The 17,348-nt window shown below is 47.9% G+C and carries 18 protein-coding genes; 13 read left to right on the top strand and 5 right to left on the bottom strand.

Annotated features, from left to right (window positions below):
• Positions 1-25: 25 nt before the first annotated feature.
• Both CPY98_RS15475 and CPY98_RS15470 read right to left on the bottom strand, forming a co-directional pair.
• A complete protein-coding gene (locus tag CPY98_RS15475) occupies positions 26-268 on the bottom strand; it encodes a hypothetical protein (protein WP_025800051.1) in 243 nt (80 codons plus the stop codon).
• 202 nt (positions 269-470) lie between these two features.
• Positions 471-1,721 (bottom strand): mechanosensitive ion channel family protein, encoded by a 1,251-nt coding sequence (locus CPY98_RS15470; protein ID WP_096388345.1) that lies wholly within the window; start codon positions 1,719-1,721, stop codon positions 471-473.
• Between the two features lie 217 nt (positions 1,722-1,938).
• Between CPY98_RS15470 and malZ the strand changes: the two genes are divergently transcribed.
• Positions 1,939-3,768 (top strand): maltodextrin glucosidase, encoded by a 1,830-nt coding sequence (malZ, locus tag CPY98_RS15465; protein ID WP_096388343.1) that lies wholly within the window; start codon positions 1,939-1,941, stop codon positions 3,766-3,768.
• A 61-nt stretch (positions 3,769-3,829) separates the two neighbouring features.
• Here malZ and CPY98_RS15460 read toward each other — a convergent pair whose 3' ends face one another.
• Both CPY98_RS15460 and CPY98_RS15455 read right to left on the bottom strand, forming a co-directional pair.
• Positions 3,830-4,432 carry a peroxiredoxin C gene (locus tag CPY98_RS15460; protein WP_004847724.1) on the bottom strand — a complete coding sequence of 201 codons (603 nt, stop codon included), beginning with the start codon at positions 4,430-4,432 and terminating at the stop codon, positions 3,830-3,832.
• A 222-nt stretch (positions 4,433-4,654) separates the two neighbouring features.
• Entirely contained in the window at positions 4,655-5,236 is a 582-nt protein-coding gene (locus CPY98_RS15455; RefSeq protein WP_025800040.1) for an ACP phosphodiesterase, read from the bottom strand.
• A 187-nt stretch (positions 5,237-5,423) separates the two neighbouring features.
• Between CPY98_RS15455 and queA the strand changes: the two genes are divergently transcribed.
• The 5 genes from queA to secF all read left to right on the top strand — a co-directional run bounded on the left by queA (position 5,424) and on the right by secF (position 11,080).
• The gene (gene queA, locus CPY98_RS15450; protein ID WP_043495037.1) at positions 5,424-6,497 is read left to right on the top strand and encodes a tRNA preQ1(34) S-adenosylmethionine ribosyltransferase-isomerase QueA; all 1,074 of its coding nucleotides are present in this window, start codon (positions 5,424-5,426) and stop codon (positions 6,495-6,497) included.
• Positions 6,498-6,652: 155 nt separating this feature from the next.
• Complete coding sequence (tgt, locus tag CPY98_RS15445; RefSeq protein ID WP_046450101.1) at positions 6,653-7,780, top strand: tRNA guanosine(34) transglycosylase Tgt; 1,128 nt, start codon at positions 6,653-6,655, stop codon at positions 7,778-7,780.
• Between the two features lie 101 nt (positions 7,781-7,881).
• Positions 7,882-8,214: a preprotein translocase subunit YajC gene (gene yajC / locus CPY98_RS15440; protein WP_004096758.1), complete on the top strand. Its 333-nt coding sequence runs from the start codon at positions 7,882-7,884 to the stop codon at positions 8,212-8,214.
• Between the two features lie 27 nt (positions 8,215-8,241).
• On the top strand, positions 8,242-10,098 hold the full coding sequence (gene secD, locus CPY98_RS15435) for a protein translocase subunit SecD (RefSeq protein ID WP_071842638.1): 1,857 nt from the start codon (positions 8,242-8,244) through the stop codon (positions 10,096-10,098).
• A gap of 10 nt (positions 10,099-10,108) precedes the next feature.
• Positions 10,109-11,080 carry a protein translocase subunit SecF gene (secF, locus tag CPY98_RS15430; protein ID WP_043495035.1) on the top strand — a complete coding sequence of 324 codons (972 nt, stop codon included), beginning with the start codon at positions 10,109-10,111 and terminating at the stop codon, positions 11,078-11,080.
• Positions 11,081-11,162: 82 nt separating this feature from the next.
• Here the strand turns inward: secF and CPY98_RS15425 are convergent, their stop codons facing one another.
• Positions 11,163-11,696: a DUF3251 domain-containing protein gene (locus CPY98_RS15425; RefSeq protein WP_025800031.1), complete on the bottom strand. Its 534-nt coding sequence runs from the start codon at positions 11,694-11,696 to the stop codon at positions 11,163-11,165.
• 352 nt (positions 11,697-12,048) lie between these two features.
• On the opposite strand from CPY98_RS15425, the gene nrdR reads away from it, so the two are divergent.
• The 7 genes from nrdR (at position 12,049) to tssB (ending at position 17,348) form a co-directional block, all read left to right on the top strand.
• Complete coding sequence (gene nrdR / locus CPY98_RS15420) at positions 12,049-12,498, top strand: transcriptional regulator NrdR (protein ID WP_004096754.1); 450 nt, start codon at positions 12,049-12,051, stop codon at positions 12,496-12,498.
• Positions 12,499-12,557: 59 nt separating this feature from the next.
• Positions 12,558-13,682: a bifunctional diaminohydroxyphosphoribosylaminopyrimidine deaminase/5-amino-6-(5-phosphoribosylamino)uracil reductase RibD gene (ribD, locus tag CPY98_RS15415; RefSeq protein WP_096388341.1), complete on the top strand. Its 1,125-nt coding sequence runs from the start codon at positions 12,558-12,560 to the stop codon at positions 13,680-13,682.
• A gap of 171 nt (positions 13,683-13,853) precedes the next feature.
• On the top strand, positions 13,854-14,324 hold the full coding sequence (gene ribE / locus CPY98_RS15410) for a 6,7-dimethyl-8-ribityllumazine synthase (RefSeq protein WP_025800027.1): 471 nt from the start codon (positions 13,854-13,856) through the stop codon (positions 14,322-14,324).
• 20 nt (positions 14,325-14,344) lie between these two features.
• On the top strand, positions 14,345-14,764 hold the full coding sequence (nusB, locus tag CPY98_RS15405; RefSeq protein WP_096388339.1) for a transcription antitermination factor NusB: 420 nt from the start codon (positions 14,345-14,347) through the stop codon (positions 14,762-14,764).
• A 139-nt stretch (positions 14,765-14,903) separates the two neighbouring features.
• Positions 14,904-15,881, top strand: a complete 978-nt coding sequence (thiL, locus tag CPY98_RS15400; protein ID WP_025800025.1) for a thiamine-phosphate kinase — start codon at positions 14,904-14,906, stop codon at positions 15,879-15,881.
• The gene (gene pgpA / locus CPY98_RS15395; RefSeq protein ID WP_369828245.1) at positions 15,859-16,389 is read left to right on the top strand and encodes a phosphatidylglycerophosphatase A; all 531 of its coding nucleotides are present in this window, start codon (positions 15,859-15,861) and stop codon (positions 16,387-16,389) included. The genes thiL and pgpA overlap by 23 nt, the downstream gene beginning before the upstream one ends.
• Before the next feature lie 449 nt (positions 16,390-16,838).
• Positions 16,839-17,348: a type VI secretion system contractile sheath small subunit gene (gene tssB / locus CPY98_RS15390; protein WP_096388337.1), complete on the top strand. Its 510-nt coding sequence runs from the start codon at positions 16,839-16,841 to the stop codon at positions 17,346-17,348.

Below are 17,348 nucleotides of genomic sequence, written 5' to 3'. Positions count from 1 at the left end.
TGGCGTAACCGATGTCGAAGTCATATCAACCTAAACGGAGATTTCTACCTGATTCGGCATTTGTTGTTGGTGCTGCGACTTCATGGTGCTCTTCATCGCGCTCTTCTCGTCGGGACTCGCGTACGCTGAGAATTAGGGCTTCACGAACGTCATGTAAATCGCTAGTGAGTTGAGAGTAGCTTTGAATATTTTGGCTGGCGAGTTTACTGATATCGACGTCGGCAGAGTGCAGACTTGTCATCAGGATCAGCGCAGACAAAAATGGCATCAGATGTGCCCTTAGCTTACTAAGGCAAAATGTACTGAACAATTTCCCCTCCGTTGACTTGAATAAATGGAGTGCTATTGATAACAGGTTTTGATTGGAAGGGAAGGGGGCAGACATTTTTGGCCATGTTTGACATCGTTCCCTTACCTTCAGAAACAATTCTGTGAGGAAATGTCAGTTGAAGGTAAGGGATGTGTGAATCTTAGTTTAGCTGCGTATGGCCTATTGCTCGCATGTCATTGCCGGTCGGGGTTTGATGCACGCGCAGCCCGAACTCGGAAATAATCGCGAAGGTGTGATCAAAAATATCGGCCTGAATGCTTTCATACAGCGCCCATACCGTTGTATTGGTGAAGGCGTAGATTTCCAGAGGCAAGCCGTCAGACGTTGGCGCAAGCTGACGAACCATGAGCGTCATGTCTTTGCGGATCTGCGGGTGCGCATTTAGATAGGCAATCAGATAGGCACGGAAGGTGCCTAAATTTGTCATCCGTCGACCGTTTAGCGGTGAGCTGAGATCGGCATGCAACCCGTTGTTATAGGTTTTGATCTCTTGGGTTTTGGCATCGATATAAGGTGCCAATAATGCACTTTTCATCAGCCGCTGATGTTCTTCATCTGACATAAAGTGAACGCTGGTGGTATCAATATTCAAACTGCGCTTGATTCGACGTCCACCAGACTCTGACATGGCACGCCAGTTGATAAAAGAGTCAGAGACCAGCGCATAGGTTGGGATCATGGTGATGGTATTGTCAAAGTTGCGTACTTTGACCGTCGTCAGACCAACGTCAACAACGGTACCGTTCGCGCCATATTTGGCCATTTCCAGCCAGTCACCCAATTTAAGCATGTTGTTTGCTGAGAGTTGAATGCCCGCAACTAAACCTAAAATTGGGTCTTTAAACACGAGCATGAGCACCGCAGCCATGGCACCCAGGCCGCTAATTAGCAGCAGCGGTGACTGTCCTATCAGCAGTGAAATCATCAAAATACCAATGATGATTGCTGCAACCAGTTTCAGGCTTTGGAAGATACCGCGTAAAGGCAATTGCTCTGCAATCGACATGCTGCGCGTGAGATCGAGCAGGGTATCCAGCAGTGAAAAGAATGAGAGCAGTGCGTACAGCATCACCCACATTTGTGCGCAGATAATCAGGGCATCGCCCGCGTCAGTGCCGGGATGTAACCAGAGCACCGCTTGAATATTGACGATAACGCCTTGTAACGTAAAGGCTACGCGATGAAAAAGCTTATGCTGGGTGATCACTTTCAGCCATAGCATTTTGCTGTGTTGACCGCGCTTTTCTAAGCGAGAAAGTAGCACCCGATGCAAAAGCAGATGAATGATGACCGCGGTCACCATAATGAGGCCAATAACAAGAATAAGCGAAGTCACATGTGTGAACTCGATTCCATATTGTTCTAGCCATCGTCTCAGTGTGTTGTGCATTGAGCTTCCCTTTTCTTTCAAATAATTTGACGCAATAAGCTGACATAGGCTAACGACTTGGCGTTTTCAGTCAACCAAAAGCGAAACAAAGCACCAATATAAACATCATCATCGCTATCCTCCCCCCCGCTCATCCCTACAAAAAACAGTTATAGAGGAGTGAGGCAGAACGGCAACGTGGCATGCTCAGCGTTAATAACTCGTGGGAGATAATTTTATGTTGTTTGCCTGGCATCTACCGGTACCACCGTATGTACGTTATCACGCGGAGCATCTTGAGATTCGTCTTCTGGTGCAGGGAGACGATGAGCTACCGCAGCAGGTTATGTTGAGATGTGAGCCCGATAATGAGGAGTGGTTGCTGACGATGCAGCCGGAAAAACAGGGCAGTTTTACCTGCTATCAGGCGGATCTCACGCTGTTGGCTGGTGAAGCCGTGCGTCGCTACTGTTTTAAATTTCTCTGGAACGACCGGCAGCAATGGTTTGGGCCACGGGGGTTCAGCGTCGTTCCCCCTGCGCAGGTGGAGCAATTTGCGATAGAGATCCCAACTCAATCGCCGGAGTGGGTTGCCGATCAGGTTTTTTATCAGATCTTCCCCGATCGTTTCTCGGCAAGCGGGCAGGATCATACGATAAAAAATGACAGCTACTATCACTATGCGGTGCAACGCAAGGTGATACGTAAAGAATGGGACGAACCGTTAACAGAAGAAAACGCCTCTTCCACTTTTTACGGTGGTGATTTAGACGGTATTGTTGAACGTTTACCTTATCTACAGGGAATTGGCGTTACGGCTCTGTATCTTAATCCGATCTTTACCGCCCCCAGCAACCATAAATATGACACTGAGGATTATTATCAGGTCGATCCCTATCTTGGCGGTAATGATGCTTTAGTGCGCCTACGTGAGGAAACGCAAAAGTTGGGCATGCGCCTGATCCTTGATGGCGTGTTTAATCACACGGGTGACACTCATCCGTGGTTTGATCGTTATCAGCAAAGAACGGAAGGCGCATTTTACGATCCTGCCTCCCCCCATCGTCTGCGTTTCACGTTTACCGCCGATGGGCGTGTGCTTGATTGGAAAGGAAACTCAACCTTACCTAAGCTCGATTTTTCGAGTCAGGCGGTGGTGGATAGCGTGTATCAGGCGGACGATAGTGTGCTGCGGCACTGGCTGAGAGAGCCATATCAAATCGATGGTTGGAGGCTTGATGTGGTACATATGCTGGGGGAAGGAGGGACTGCACGGGGTAATTTACATCATCTTGCTGGGATGTATCGCGCGGTGAAAAATGAAAACCCTCAGGCTTATGTGTTTGGTGAGCACTTTGGTGATGCGCGGCGCTGGCTACAAACCGGTGTGGAAGATGGCGCAATGAATTATATGGGGTTTGCCCTGCCGGTGCGTTCGTTTTTAGCCGGTGTAGATGTGGCTTATCAGCCGATCCACCTTGATGCTCAGCAGTGTGCCGAGTGGATGAACGGCTACCGAGCGGGCTTATCGCACACTCAACAGTTGGCTATGTTCAATCAACTAGACAGCCATGATACCGCACGCTTTTTAACGTTATTGGCCGATAAGCCACAGCGCATGCGTATGGCGCTGGTTTGGCTTTTCACTTGGATTGGCGTGCCGTGTCTCTATTATGGTGATGAAATTGGCCTTGATGGCGGCAACGATCCGTTTTGTCGCAAACCATTCCCATGGGATGAATCACGCTGGGACGGTGATTTATTGGCGTTAACTCAGCGGATGACCACCTTAAGACACCAAAGCAGCGCATTACGGCGCGGTGGATGCATGGTGGTTCATGCACGCGCTGATACGCTGGTATTTGTTCGTCAGTATGAAGATGAAACACTACTCGTTGCGTTGCAACGAGAGGGGGAAGGACTCTGTGTTTTACCTCATTCGCCAATCATTCCGGCTGGCAGTTGGGAAAAAGCCAACGGTGAGGGGAAATTGGTTCGAGAGGCCGATTATATCGAACTGACTTTGCCTTCCGAAAGTGCAACCGTGTGGCGATGGGCGGCAGCCTAATACAATCTTTAGGTAATAAAAAAGCGGCCAATTGGCCGCTTTTCTCACATTGCTAACTGAATTACAGTTTAGCAGCGTTTTCAGACAGGTATTTAGCGACGCCGTCTGGAGAAGCGCCCATACCTTCTTGGCCTTTTTCCCACTGAGCTGGGCAAACATCACCGTGCTCTTCGTGGAACTGCAGCGCATCAACCATACGCAGCATTTCATCGATGTTACGGCCCAGAGGCAGGTCGTTAACAACCTGGTGGCGAACCACACCTTCTTTGTCGATCAGGAATGAACCGCGCAGCGCAACGCCTGCTTCTGGGTGCTCAATGCCGTATGCCTGCATGATTTCGTGTTTGATGTCAGCAACCAGTGGGTACTGAACTTCACCGATGCCGCCATTGTCGACAGGGGTTTTACGCCATGCGTTATGAACGAATTCAGAGTCCATTGAAACGCCAACAACTTCAACGCCACGGGATTTGAATTCTTTGTAACGGTGGTCAAAAGCAATCAGCTCAGAAGGACATACGAAAGTGAAGTCCATTGGCCAGAAGAAGACAACCGCTGGTTTGCCTTTAGTAAATTCTTTGAAGTTGAAGTTTTCAACGATTTCACCGTTGCCCAGTACGGCAGCGGCAGTAAAGTCAGGGGCTTGACGAGTAACCAGGACCATATTAACTCCTGTTAATTGTATGTTGGATGGATGATTAAATTCTTAGGTCGGGAGTCACTATACGTATTATACGTTGGTGAATAAAGCGTAAAGCGCCGATTGATAAGATAGCTTTTACCTATCAATAATGCAAAAGGGTAAAAGTAAAGATTGGTATATAACATAGCGCTTTTGTAAAAAAGGGCAATAGGGAAACGCACTAACTGTTAACAGCGTCAGTGTTTATAGGGTCTTTGCCTTTGCTTGGGCGATCATTTGCGGATAAAACTGCCAAAATGTTTGTTCAAGAAGCGTGTAGTTATTTTCGATGTCGATAAAAGAGCCCGCCAGCGCACCGAGTTTCGGCCTGCGATTTGCCATTCCTTGTAACACTTTGGCAATAAATGGCAGTTCAGCGTAGCGTTCTAGCCAGCGTTCTTGCCACATATAGGCATTGAGGTTCTGAAAACGCTCAGGGGAATCTGGCAGCATTGGCACAATTTCAATTTGAGCGCGGTTGACGAACGCTTGCAGAGAGATTGCTGGCTCCAGTTCTTGCCAGTGCAGCGCGAGAAAATGATCCCATACGACATCAAGGGTAATGGGGGCAACGCGGCGAAACTCTTCGCGGAAGAAGCGTTTTGCCTCTAAGACTTGCGGGAGGCGATCGGTCATGACATCAACTCTGCGATGCATGAATATGCCGTCGATAACCTTATCTGAATAATTTCCTTGCGGATTACCGCGGACAAAGTCGGCCAGAATATTGCCATACAGTGAGCTGTTGGCCAATGAGGCAAGGTGGAGGTGTGCGAGAAAGTTCATTTAATCATTATAAATGAGAATGTAGATGTTTAATCCATGCTTTTTGTATGGTCACTAATTCCTATTAACGAAGACTAATAACATCCTTAACCGCTTAACAGTTGCAGCCGAACGCTTGCGGCTCTAGACTAAGCGGCCTGTTTTTTGCGTGCTCCTACGTCTGCTATATATAGAGTGAATACTAACCATGCGTGTTTCTGATTTTTCGTTTGAACTTCCCGATAACCTTATTGCTCGCTATCCACAAGCCGAGCGCAGCGCATGCCGTTTGTTATCGCTGGACGGGCCAACGGGAAAATTAGAGCACGGCGTTTTCACTGATGTTTTGGATAAAATCGAAGCAGGCGATCTGCTGATCTTCAATAACACTCGCGTTATTCCCGCTCGTCTGTTTGGCCGTAAAGCCAGCGGTGGCAAGCTAGAAGTGTTGGTCGAGCGCGTGTTGGATGATACCCGCGTATTAGCGCATGTGCGCGCCTCGAAATCACCTAAGCCAGGGGCTGAGCTGTTGCTGGGTGATAACGAAGATATTCGCGTCACCATGGTTGCACGCCATGACACGTTATTTGAACTGCGCTTTGACGACGGTCGTGATGTATTGACGATCCTGAATGCGGCGGGTCATATGCCATTACCGCCTTATATCGACCGTCCTGACGAAGATGCCGACCGCGAACTGTATCAAACGGTCTATAGCTCGCGTCCAGGCGCTGTAGCTGCACCGACCGCAGGCCTGCACTTTGATGAGCCGTTGCTAGAAAAACTACGCGCTAAAGGGGTTGAGATGGCCTTTGTGACACTGCATGTTGGCGCGGGAACTTTCCAGCCAGTGCGTGTTGATACCATCGAAAACCACACCATGCATTCTGAGTATGCCGAAGTGCCGCAGGATGTGGTTGATGCTGTACTGGCGTGTAAAGCACGTGGCAATCGTGTTATTGCGGTAGGAACAACGTCCGTACGCTCGATCGAAAGTGCGGCAGCGGCGGCAAAAGACGCACTCATCGCGCCATTTTTTGATGACACGCAAATCTTTATCTATCCGGGCTATCACTATCAGGTGATTGATGCTCTGATAACCAACTTTCATTTGCCTGAATCTACGCTGATCATGCTGGTGTCTGCCTTTGCGGGTTATCAAAATACTATGCATGCGTACCACGAAGCGGTGGCGAAGGAATATCGGTTCTTCAGCTATGGGGATGCCATGTTCATCACCCGTAGTGAGCAGGCAGAGCAAGAAAAAGTCTCTGCTGAGTGATTTCGTGGCCCGTGCAACTGTTGATATGACGCAGCGCACGGGCCAATTTTTGCCCATATAATGTTTGGCTTCCCGCTCTGACGGGTATGTTGAATAGGGCTTCTTTCCATTAGGAATGCAACATCAGACTGTTTTTCTGATGCTGGAGGTTTTGAGTGAAGTACGAATTAGATACTACAGATGGTCGCGCTCGTCGTGGTCGTTTGATTTTCGATCGCGGCGTGGTTGAAACACCTGCGTTTATGCCTGTTGGAACCTACGGTACCGTTAAAGGAATGACGCCAGAAGAAGTGAAAGAAACTGGCGCACAAATTCTGCTGGGTAATACTTTCCACCTGTGGCTACGCCCTGGGCAGGAAATTATGAAACTGCACGGTGATTTGCATGATTTCATGCAATGGAAAGGCCCTATCCTAACCGACTCAGGTGGTTTTCAGGTATTTAGCCTAGGCAAAATGCGTAAAATCAAAGAGGAAGGCGTTCACTTCCGTCATCCGATCAACGGTTCACCCATTTTCTTAAGTCCTGAAAAATCGATGGAAATTCAGTACGATCTGGGTTCTGATATCGTTATGATCTTTGATGAGTGTACACCGTACCCTGCTGATTGGGACTACGCCAAGAGCTCAATGGAGATGTCTCTGCGCTGGGCAAAACGTAGCCGTCAACGCTTTGATGAGTTAGGCAATAAAAACGCCCTGTTCGGGATTATTCAGGGCGGTGTTTACGAAGATTTACGAGATGTATCATTAAAAGGGCTGGTAGATATCGGCTTTGATGGTTACGCTGTGGGCGGTTTGGCCGTTGGCGAGCCAAAAGAAGACATGCACCGTATTCTGGAACATGTTTGTCCGCAAATTCCGGAAGATAAGCCTCGCTACCTGATGGGCGTAGGTAAACCGGAAGATTTGGTGGAGGGTGTGCGCCGTGGAATCGATATGTTCGACTGCGTGATGCCAACACGAAATGCGCGTAATGGTCATTTGTTTGTGACCAACGGTATTGTAAAAATCCGTAACGCCCAATATAAAGATGACGTCACAACGCTGGATGCAGAGTGTGATTGCTACACCTGCCGCAACTATAGCCGTGCTTATTTGCATCATCTTGATCGTTGTAATGAAATTCTGGGTGCTCGCTTAAACACGATTCACAACTTACGCTATTATCAGCGTTTGATGGCTGGTTTACGTCAGGCCATTGAAGACGGTAAATTAGACGAGTTCGTGGCCGATTTTTATGGCCGACAGGGTAAGCCTGTTCCGCCAGTGGGCGCTAAGTAAATTTAGGCCGGTAGGAGTGATACCTACCGGCTTTTAGAATGGCTTGTTTCTGGCTGTTTGTAGTTGCATTCAATCTGTAGTTAATAATGAGGGATATTTAGATGAGTTTATTCATTTCCGACGCTGTGGCATCTGCTGGGGCACCGGCTCAGGGCAGCCCGTACTCTTTGGTTATCATGCTGGTAGTGTTCGGCCTGATTTTCTATTTCATGATCCTGCGTCCACAGCAGAAACGTGCAAAAGAACATAAAAAACTGATGGATGCCATCAGCAAGGGTGATGAAGTTCTGACCAACGGTGGTTTGATCGGTCGCGTAACGAAAGTTGCTGAGACGGGTTACATTGCTATTGCTCTGAACGATACCACCGAAGTTATCATCAAACGTGATTTCGTGACCGCTGTTCTGCCGAAAGGTACGATGAAAGCGCTGTAATTTTTGATTTTCCCTAAGGGAACTGCCGTGTTAAACCGTTATCCTTTGTGGAAGTACATCATGCTGATCGTGGCGCTTGCCGTTGGTCTGCTTTACGCACTTCCTAACCTTTATGGCGAGGATCCGGCTGTTCAGATCACTGGCGCGCGCGGTGTCGCCGCCAGTGAAACAACACTGGTCCAAGTCCGTGATGAGCTTGAAAAACAGCACATCGCCAGCAAGTCTATTGCGCTGGAAAATGGTGCCATTTTGGCACGCTTCAAAGATACTGACGTTCAGCTTCGGGCACGTGAAGTGCTGATGGATATGCTGGGCGACAAATACGTTATTGCATTGAACCTTGCTCCGGCAACGCCGAGATGGTTAGAAGCCATTGGCGCAGAACCGATGAAATTAGGTCTGGATCTGCGCGGCGGTGTGCATTTCCTGATGCAGGTTGATATGGAAACTGCTCTGAGCAAATTGCAAGAGCAAAGTATGGATATGCTGCGCAGTGATTTGCGTGAAAAGGGCATTCCATACTCAACGATCCGTAAAACTGACGGCTCCTCCTATGGTGTTCTGATTACATTCCGTGATGCTGAAACTCGTGATAAAGCGAGCAGCTATCTATCGCCTCGTTACCTTAATAATCTCGTCTTTAGCAAGGTTGGCGATAATGGTCTGAAAGCGGTAATGACCGATCAGCGTCTGCAAGAAGCGCGTGAATATGCTGTTCAGCAGAACATCAATATCCTACGTAACCGTGTAAACCAGCTAGGTGTTGCCGAGCCACTTGTTCAGCGCCAAGGTTCAGATCGCATTGTGGTTGAGTTGCCGGGTATCCAAGATACGGCACGTGCAAAAGAAATTCTGGGGGCAACTGCGACCTTGGAGTTCCGTTTGGTGAACTCGAATGCTGACAGCACCGCTGCTGCCAATGGACGTGTACCGGGCGATTCTGAAGTTAAATACACACGAGATGGGCGTCCTATCGTGATGTATAAGCGCGTCATCCTGACCGGCGACCATATTACCGATTCTACCTCGAGCCAAGACGAATTTAACCGCCCTCAGGTTAATATCTCGCTCGACAGCGCCGGTGGTAGCGCAATGTCTAACTTCACGAAGGATAACATCGGTAAACCGATGGCAACCCTGTTCGTTGAATACAAAGACAGCGGTAAGAAAGATGCGGGCGGCAAATCAATTCTGGCTAAGCAAGAAGAAGTGATTAACGTTGCGACCATTCAGTCTCGTTTGGGTAATAGCTTCCGTATTACCGGCATCGATAACCCGAATGAAGCTCGCCAGCTTTCGTTGCTGCTGCGTGCGGGTGCGTTGATTGCGCCAATTCAGATTGTTGAAGAACGTACGATTGGCCCGACACTGGGGGCTCAGAATATCACTCAGGGTCTGGAAGCGTGCTTGGCTGGCTTGATTGTCTCAATCCTGTTCATGCTGTTCTTCTATAAGAAATTTGGTCTGATTGCGACTTCGGCGCTGCTGGCTAACCTCGTGCTCATCGTAGGGATTATGTCCCTGCTACCGGGGGCGACTCTGACCATGCCGGGTATTGCGGGGATTGTGTTAACCCTTGCGGTAGCAGTCGATGCCAACGTACTGATAAACGAACGTATTAAAGAAGAGCTTAGTAACGGACGTTCAGTACAACAGGCGATCAATGAAGGTTATCAAGGCGCATTCAGCTCCATTTTTGATGCTAACGTTACGACGCTTATCAAGGTCATCATCCTGTATGCCGTTGGCACCGGGGCAATTAAAGGCTTTGCGATCACGACCGGTATTGGTGTGGCGACGTCAATGTTTACCGCAATCATCGGTACTCGTGCCATCGTAAACCTACTGTACGGCGGCAAGCGCATCAACAAGCTGTCTATCTGAGGAGTGCGTTGTGGCACAGGAATATAGTGTTGAGCAATTAAACTACGGGCGTAAAGTCTATGACTTTATGCGCTGGGACTACTGGGCGTTCGGTATTTCTGGCTTTCTGTTGATCCTTTCTATCGCAATTATTTGCGTGAATAAGTTCAACTTAGGGCTCGATTTTACCGGTGGTACCGTCATCGAAGTTTCGCTGGAGAAACCAGCGGATATGGACATGATGCGTGATGCGCTGCAGAAAGCAGGTTTCGTTGATCCGCTGTTACAGAATTTTGGTAGCAGTCGTGACATCGTGGTGCGCATGCCTCCGACTTCAAGCGCAGCGAGCGGTGAAGCGTTAGGCAGCAAAGTCATTGGCGTGATTAACGAGGCCACTAGCCAGAATGCAGCGGTAAAGCGTATTGAGTTTGTTGGGCCGAGCGTTGGTGAAGATTTGGCACAGCACGGCGCGATGGCGCTGTTAGTCGCGTTGCTGGCCATTTTGATTTACGTTGGCGTTCGATTCGAATGGCGTTTGGCTGCTGGGGTGGTTATTTCATTGCTGCATGATGTGATCATCACCCTGGGCGTATTGTCGTTATTCCATATTGAGATCGATTTAACCATCGTCGCGTCACTGATGTCGGTTATCGGCTACTCACTTAACGATAGTATCGTGGTCTCCGACCGTATCCGTGAGAACTTCCGTAAGATCCGCCGCGGAACACCTTACGAAATCTTCAACGTGTCTCTGACACAAACGTTGCATCGTACATTGATCACTTCAGGCACCACCTTGATGGTTATCCTGATGCTGTATTTATTTGGTGGACCGATGTTGAAGGGCTTCTCGCTGACCATGCTGATTGGTGTTTCTATCGGTACGGCTTCTTCCATCTATGTCGCATCCGCGCTGGCGCTGAAACTTGGCATGAAGCGTGAACACATGTTGCAGCAGAAGGTAGAAAAAGAAGGGGCGGATCAGCCGTCAATTCTGCCGTAAGAACCGTGAAATAACGTCGGTTACAGTGATAAAAAACCCCGCTTCGGCGGGGTTTTTTTTATGGTTACTTATCAGCGTAAAACTATTGACGTTCTAAGCCACTCAAGCGAATGAAACCAAGGTTTTCCGGTGCGATATCGCTAAAGCGGACTTCCATGCTGGTAACATTGGTCGGCGTCGCAGGGCTTGTGAAGCTTATATTTTGCGACAGAATACTGCTTTGGTCAGGTTCCAGCGTGGCCTGATTTAACGTACCCCACTCCAGAGAACCGGTGAAACTAGGCAAAATCGAACCATTGGCCGTTTTGATCTGCAGCACGGCTTTGCTACCGTCCGCTTCAGGTTCAAGGTGGCTGATTAGGATGCGCAGCTGACCCAAACTGGTAATTCCCAATGCGTCACTATTGGCCGCAGGGATCAGGTAAATACGCTGTTCGTTATTTTCGTTCATCGCTTTCTGACGCTCCAAATACTCAGCTTCAGTGCTCAGTTTCTGGACTTTTTGTGTCAGCTCCTGAACTTCAGACTGAAGAGCTTCAGTTTTAGGATCAGAAGCGCATGCCGTTAGCATCAATGCCAAGGGGGCAAGCACGAATAAAGGGCGGAATATAGACATAGATCGCTCGATTTATTATGGACATAGATAAAAGATTAATCGCCTTTGCTCTGAATGTCACATGCTAATTGCTTTGTTTCCGATATCAATAAGTATATACCCATCATACTTGAAGCTGTATTTTTGTTGGGCGCACTCGCTTACTTGAGTAAGAGCCTCAGGATTCACTTGTTTGAAACGCTAGAATGATGCGCGCTGAAGTAAATCGTGGAGAAAACGCAGAAAATAGCTCTCATTGGTCAATGTTCAATGGAAATGTGTCATTTACCGCATAATTGGTAAACTGACTTCCTTTTGTTGTTATGTCACTTCGGGGTACACTAGTGCTATCTCAGGCCTTTCAGGAAGAGCTATGCATTGCCCATTTTGTTCCGCCGTTGATACCAAAGTCATTGATTCTCGCTTGGTTGGTGATGGTACTCAAGTGCGCCGCCGTCGCCAGTGTCTGGTTTGTAATGAACGTTTCACGACCTTTGAGGTTGCTGAGCTGGTGATGCCACGCGTCATCAAAAGTAATGACGTTCGAGAACCGTTTAACGAAGATAAGTTACGCAGTGGCATCTTAAAAGCATTAGAAAAACGCCCTGTAAACTCAGATGACGTTGAAATGGCGATCAGTCATATTAAATCTCAGTTACGTGCCACCGGTGAGCGCGAAGTTCCTACCAAAATGGTGGGTAACCTCGTTATGGATGCGCTGAAAAAACTCGATAAAGTCGCCTACATTCGCTTTGCTTCCGTATACCGTAGCTTTGAAGACATCCGAGAGTTTGGCGAAGAGATCGCGAAACTACAGGACTAGGCTATCTCAGTATCTGAAAGTACCAGCTTAGCGTTTTATTTCATTTTTGGACGATATTTATGCAGCAAGATCAGCAGCGTGGCGATGAATTTTACATGGCGAGAGCCTTTGAGCTAGCACGCCGTGGGCGTTTTACCACCACGCCAAACCCCAATGTCGGCTGCGTTATCGTTCTGAACAATGAGATTGTGGGGGAAGGTTATCACCTGCGAGCCGGTGAGCCTCACGCAGAGGTTCATGCGCTACGTATGGCAGGAGATAAAGCGCGTGGCGCAACGGCTTACGTGACCCTTGAACCCTGTAGCCACCATGGACGCACACCACCTTGTGCTGATGCGTTAGTTGCTGCTGGCGTTAGCCGAGTGGTTGCTGCAATGCAGGACCCTAATCCCAACGTCGCAGGACGCGGTCTATTCAAGCTGCAACAAGCCGGTATTGATGTCAGTCACGGTCTGATGATGAATGAAGCTGAAGCTGTCAATCGTGGTTTTCTCAAACGCATGCGTACGGGGTTCCCATTCGTCCAACTGAAGATGGCGGCATCATTAGATGGAAAAACGGCGATGGCATCTGGCGAAAGCAAGTGGATCACGTCAGTTGAAGCACGACAGGACGTGCAGCGATACCGCGCCCAAAGTTCTGCAATATTGAGTTCCAGCGCTACGGTACTGGCTGACGATCCTTCACTCACGGTGCGCTGGGATGAATTAGATGTAACGACCCAGCAGGCCTATCCGAAAGAACGTCTTCGCCAACCGCTACGCGTTATTGTTGATAGCCAAAACCGCGTTACGCCAGCACATAAAATTGTCTCACAGCCGGGCGAAACGTTGCTGGCAAGAGTTCATCCTGATGAACAGGTGTGGCCAGAAGGCGTTAAACAACTTTCTATTCCACAGTACGGTCAAGGGCTGGATCTGGTTGTGTTAATGATGCAACTGGGCAAACAGCAGATTAACTCCGTATGGGTGGAGGCGGGGGCATCCTTGGCGGGAGCTATGTTGCAGGCTGGTTTAGTCGATGAGCTGATTGTTTATATTGCACCAAAACTGCTGGGCGACAGCGCCCGCGGTTTATGTGTATTGCCCGGCTTGACTGAGCTCGCAGACGCGCCTCAGTTTGTATTTAGCGAAGTGATGCCCGTAGGCCCTGATTTACGTGTAGTGTTACGTAATGCGTACTAATCATGCTCTGAGCGTTGTTTTTGCTGCTTTATTTTTGTTTCATCTCATCACCTGCACCAAGTTAGCGAAATGCACCTGAGCAGGGGACGAAAGAATGTGGTAGAATCCGCCCCCCTATTAGCTCTAGAAGAGAGATAGGGGTATTGAACATAAAGATTTTAAGGAAACTGTATGAAAACGATTGAAGGCGTTGTTGCTGCTCCACAGGCTCGTGTTGCTATCGCTATTGCGCGTTTTAACAATTTCATTAACGACAGCTTGCTGGAAGGCGCAATTGATGCCCTGAAACGTATTGGCCAGGTTTCTGATGACAATATCACTGTAGTTTGGGTTCCAGGCGCCTATGAACTGCCATTGGCCGTTCGCGCACTGACCGACACTAACCGCTATGATGCGGTTGTCGCTTTGGGAACCGTAATCCGTGGCGGTACTGCCCACTTTGAATTTGTTGCAGGAGAATGCAGCTCTGGTCTGGCAAGTGTAGCTATGAACAGCGTTGTACCTGTCGCATTTGGTGTACTGACTACCGAAAGTATCGAACAAGCCATTGAACGTGCTGGGACTAAAGCGGGTAATAAAGGTGCAGAAGCTGCCCTGACCGCTCTCGAAATGATCAATGTTCTTAAAGCAATTAAAGCCTGATTTTTAGTAAGGGGAATTCCGTGAAACCTGCTGCTCGTCGCCGCGCCCGTGAATGTGCTGTTCAAGCACTTTATTCTTGGCAGATATCCAAGAACGACATTGCTGATGTTGAATATCAGTTCTTGTCAGAGCAGGACGTCAAAGATGTCGATATTAGCTACTTCCGTGAGCTGTTATCTGGCGTCGCCACTAACGCAGAATACTTGGATGGCCTGATGGCGCCAGTATTATCTCGTCAGTTGGAAGAATTGGGTCAGGTTGAGAGAGCGGTTCTGCGTATTTCTCTGTTTGAACTGAGCAAGCGCGAAGACGTCCCTTACAAAGTTGCAATTAACGAAGGTATTGAGCTGGCAAAAGCTTTTGGCGCTGAAGATAGCCATAAGTTTGTCAACGGTGTACTGGATAAAGTTGCTCCAACGATTCGCAAATCTAAAAGATAAGATTGCTGTTCAGGTTTACCTGACGGAAGCCCTCGGGCCATTTCGTTCACCCAAAAAGGCCGGTTTTCCGGCCTTTTTGTTGGGTAAAATTAGGTAGGCGCAGAAGAGTGGTCCCATTAAACCAATCAGGAAATGTGTTATGGCATGCGGCGAATTTGATGTTATTGCCCGCTACTTTAACCGTCATCGGACGGCTCGTCGGGATGTACAGCAGGGTATTGGGGATGATTGTGCTCTGCTTTCTGTTTCTGAAAAACAGCTGATTGCAATCAGCACTGATACCCTCGTATCTGGCATCCATTTCTTACCTGATATCGATCCCGCCGATTTAGGCTATAAATCTTTAGCTGTAAACCTAAGCGATTTAGCTGCTATGGGCGCTGATCCTGCTTGGGTTTCTTTGGCTCTGACGCTCCCTGAAATCAATGAGCCGTGGCTTGCACGTTTTAGCGACAGTTTATTCGAACAGCTTGATTATTACGGTATGCAGTTAATTGGCGGTGACACCACCCGTGGCCCGTTAAGCATCACCTATACCATTAATGGCCTCGTGCCTGCTGGGCGTGCATTATTGCGCAGCGGTGCACGTATCGGTGATTGGATTTATGTTACCGGTACATTGGGAGACAGCGCTGCTGGATTGGCTATTTTGCAGAATCGGCTTTCAGTCGAAAATGATGAAGAACGCAGCGCGCTAATTCATCGCCATCTGCGCCCACATCCGCGCGTGTTACAAGGGCAAGCGCTGAGAGATCTCGCCAGTTCAGCGATTGATATTTCTGATGGTGTTGTCTCAGACTTGGGGCATATTCTGAAGGCCAGCGATTGTGGTGCTAATCTCTATTTAGACGACCTGCCAATGTCAGCGAGCCTAACGAATAACACAACGCCTGAACAGGCGCTGCGTTGGGCGTTATCCGGCGGCGAAGATTATGAGCTGTGTTTCACCGTTCCTGAGCTGCATCGTGGTGCATTAGATGTCGCACTAGGCCTGCTGGGTGCTGATTTTACCTGCATTGGACAAATTGCCCCTGCAGCTGATGGTATGCGGTTCTGGCGTGGTAACGCTCAGGTGGAATTAGATCTTCAAGGATTTGACCATTTTGGCAAAGATTAGCAAGTATGACAGCCAGGCAGCGAAAGCGCGCCTGCGCATGAGCAACCCGTGGCATCTGCTGGCTACGGGATTCGGCAGTGGTTTGAGTCCGATTATGCCCGGCACTATGGGGTCTCTAGCCTCAATCCCGTTTTGGCTATTATTGATTCAGCTACCGTGGCAGCTTTACTCGCTGGTAGTGATGTTTAGCATTTGTATCGGGGTTTATATCTGTCATCGCACGGCTAAGGACATGAAAACTCACGATCATGGCAGCATTGTGTGGGACGAATTTGTTGGCATGTGGATCACGCTGATGGCCCTGCCAGTCAATAGTTGGCAATGGGTGCTAGGTGGTTTTCTAGTCTTTCGTGTGCTAGATATGTGGAAGCCGTGGCCAATTCGCTGGTTCGATCGTAATGTTCATGGCGGCATGGGTATCATGGTGGATGATATCGTGGCGGGTGTTCTCTCTGCGGTGATTATCTATGCTATTGGTCATCATTGGCCGATAGCGCTATTTGGTTGATGCATTTTCATGAGGTATCGCAGAGCGAGGAAGCTGTGCGATTACCCTACGTAGGCATTTTCTAAAAACTGTTTTATTTCTCTCCAATAACTATTCAAAACCTGTCTGCGTACGTGGCTGGCAAGTCATTTCTAACTCTGTAATTCCCTCGCATTGTGTTTAATTGATTATAAATTATTCTTGACCTAACATTAAAGCTGATTAATTATTAAGTTGTATATAGTCGTGCATAGATATAATTACAATATTTACGTTACATCCGAATGAAAGTATATTTAGCATTCAGCTATTATATTTATGTAACTTGATTTAATTGTGTTGAATAAATAAATAAATTTTTCGAAATTATAATTGACGATTAAAGGTGTTATAAAACTTATTGCATAGATTGCTGGTAAAGCAATTCTTTTTTAGTTTTATTATTTGTCACTTACTAATCGGATTATTATATGAATAAAAAATCAGAAGGTAGTGTCGCCCCCAAGGAGCGTATTAACATAAAGTATGTACCTTCTACGGGAGAGCAGCATGATGAGGTTGAATTACCTTTAAATTTACTTGTTGTTGGTGATTTAAAAGGGACAACCGAAGATGCTTCGATTGAAGAGAGGCCAGCGGTATCTATCGATAAGTATAATTTCTCATCGGTAATGAAAGAAGCTGACATACAGCTAGATATGGATGTACCAAATCGCCTAGAAGATAATGCTAAAGACGATTTACGTGTACGACTGAACTTTGAATCAATGGTTGATTTTACCCCCGATCGTGTGGCTCGTCAGGTTCCTGAATTAAATAAGCTTTTAGAACTAAGAGAAGCACTGGTCGCCTTAAAGGGACCATTAGGGAATATTCCAGCATTTCGTTCTCGCTTACAATCTTTATTGTCCGATGAGTCATTAAGAGACCAGTTATTAAGCGAATTGAATATGTCTATTGCTACTGGTGAATCTAAATAA

The organism is Hafnia sp. CBA7124, assembly GCF_002355555.1.
Lineage (GTDB): Bacteria > Pseudomonadota > Gammaproteobacteria > Enterobacterales > Enterobacteriaceae > Hafnia > Hafnia alvei.
This window is presented reverse-complemented; position numbering and strand designations above follow the sequence as displayed.

Coding starts and splice junctions, on each gene's coding strand:
- CPY98_RS15475 (WP_025800051.1), bottom strand. CDS start 268: ATGCCATTTTTGTCTGCGCTGATCCTGATGACAAGTCTGCACTCTGCC.
- queA (WP_043495037.1), top strand. CDS start 5,424: ATGCGTGTTTCTGATTTTTCGTTTGAACTTCCCGATAACCTTATTGCT.
- nrdR (WP_004096754.1), top strand. CDS start 12,049: ATGCATTGCCCATTTTGTTCCGCCGTTGATACCAAAGTCATTGATTCT.
- yajC (WP_004096758.1), top strand. CDS start 7,882: ATGAGTTTATTCATTTCCGACGCTGTGGCATCTGCTGGGGCACCGGCT.
- thiL (WP_025800025.1), top strand. CDS start 14,904: ATGGCATGCGGCGAATTTGATGTTATTGCCCGCTACTTTAACCGTCAT.
- CPY98_RS15460 (WP_004847724.1), bottom strand. CDS start 4,432: ATGGTCCTGGTTACTCGTCAAGCCCCTGACTTTACTGCCGCTGCCGTA.
- ribD (WP_096388341.1), top strand. CDS start 12,558: ATGCAGCAAGATCAGCAGCGTGGCGATGAATTTTACATGGCGAGAGCC.
- ribE (WP_025800027.1), top strand. CDS start 13,854: ATGAAAACGATTGAAGGCGTTGTTGCTGCTCCACAGGCTCGTGTTGCT.
- CPY98_RS15455 (WP_025800040.1), bottom strand. CDS start 5,236: ATGAACTTTCTCGCACACCTCCACCTTGCCTCATTGGCCAACAGCTCA.
- CPY98_RS15470 (WP_096388345.1), bottom strand. CDS start 1,721: ATGCACAACACACTGAGACGATGGCTAGAACAATATGGAATCGAGTTC.
- malZ (WP_096388343.1), top strand. CDS start 1,939: ATGTTGTTTGCCTGGCATCTACCGGTACCACCGTATGTACGTTATCAC.
- tssB (WP_096388337.1), top strand. CDS start 16,839: ATGAATAAAAAATCAGAAGGTAGTGTCGCCCCCAAGGAGCGTATTAAC.
- CPY98_RS15425 (WP_025800031.1), bottom strand. CDS start 11,696: ATGTCTATATTCCGCCCTTTATTCGTGCTTGCCCCCTTGGCATTGATG.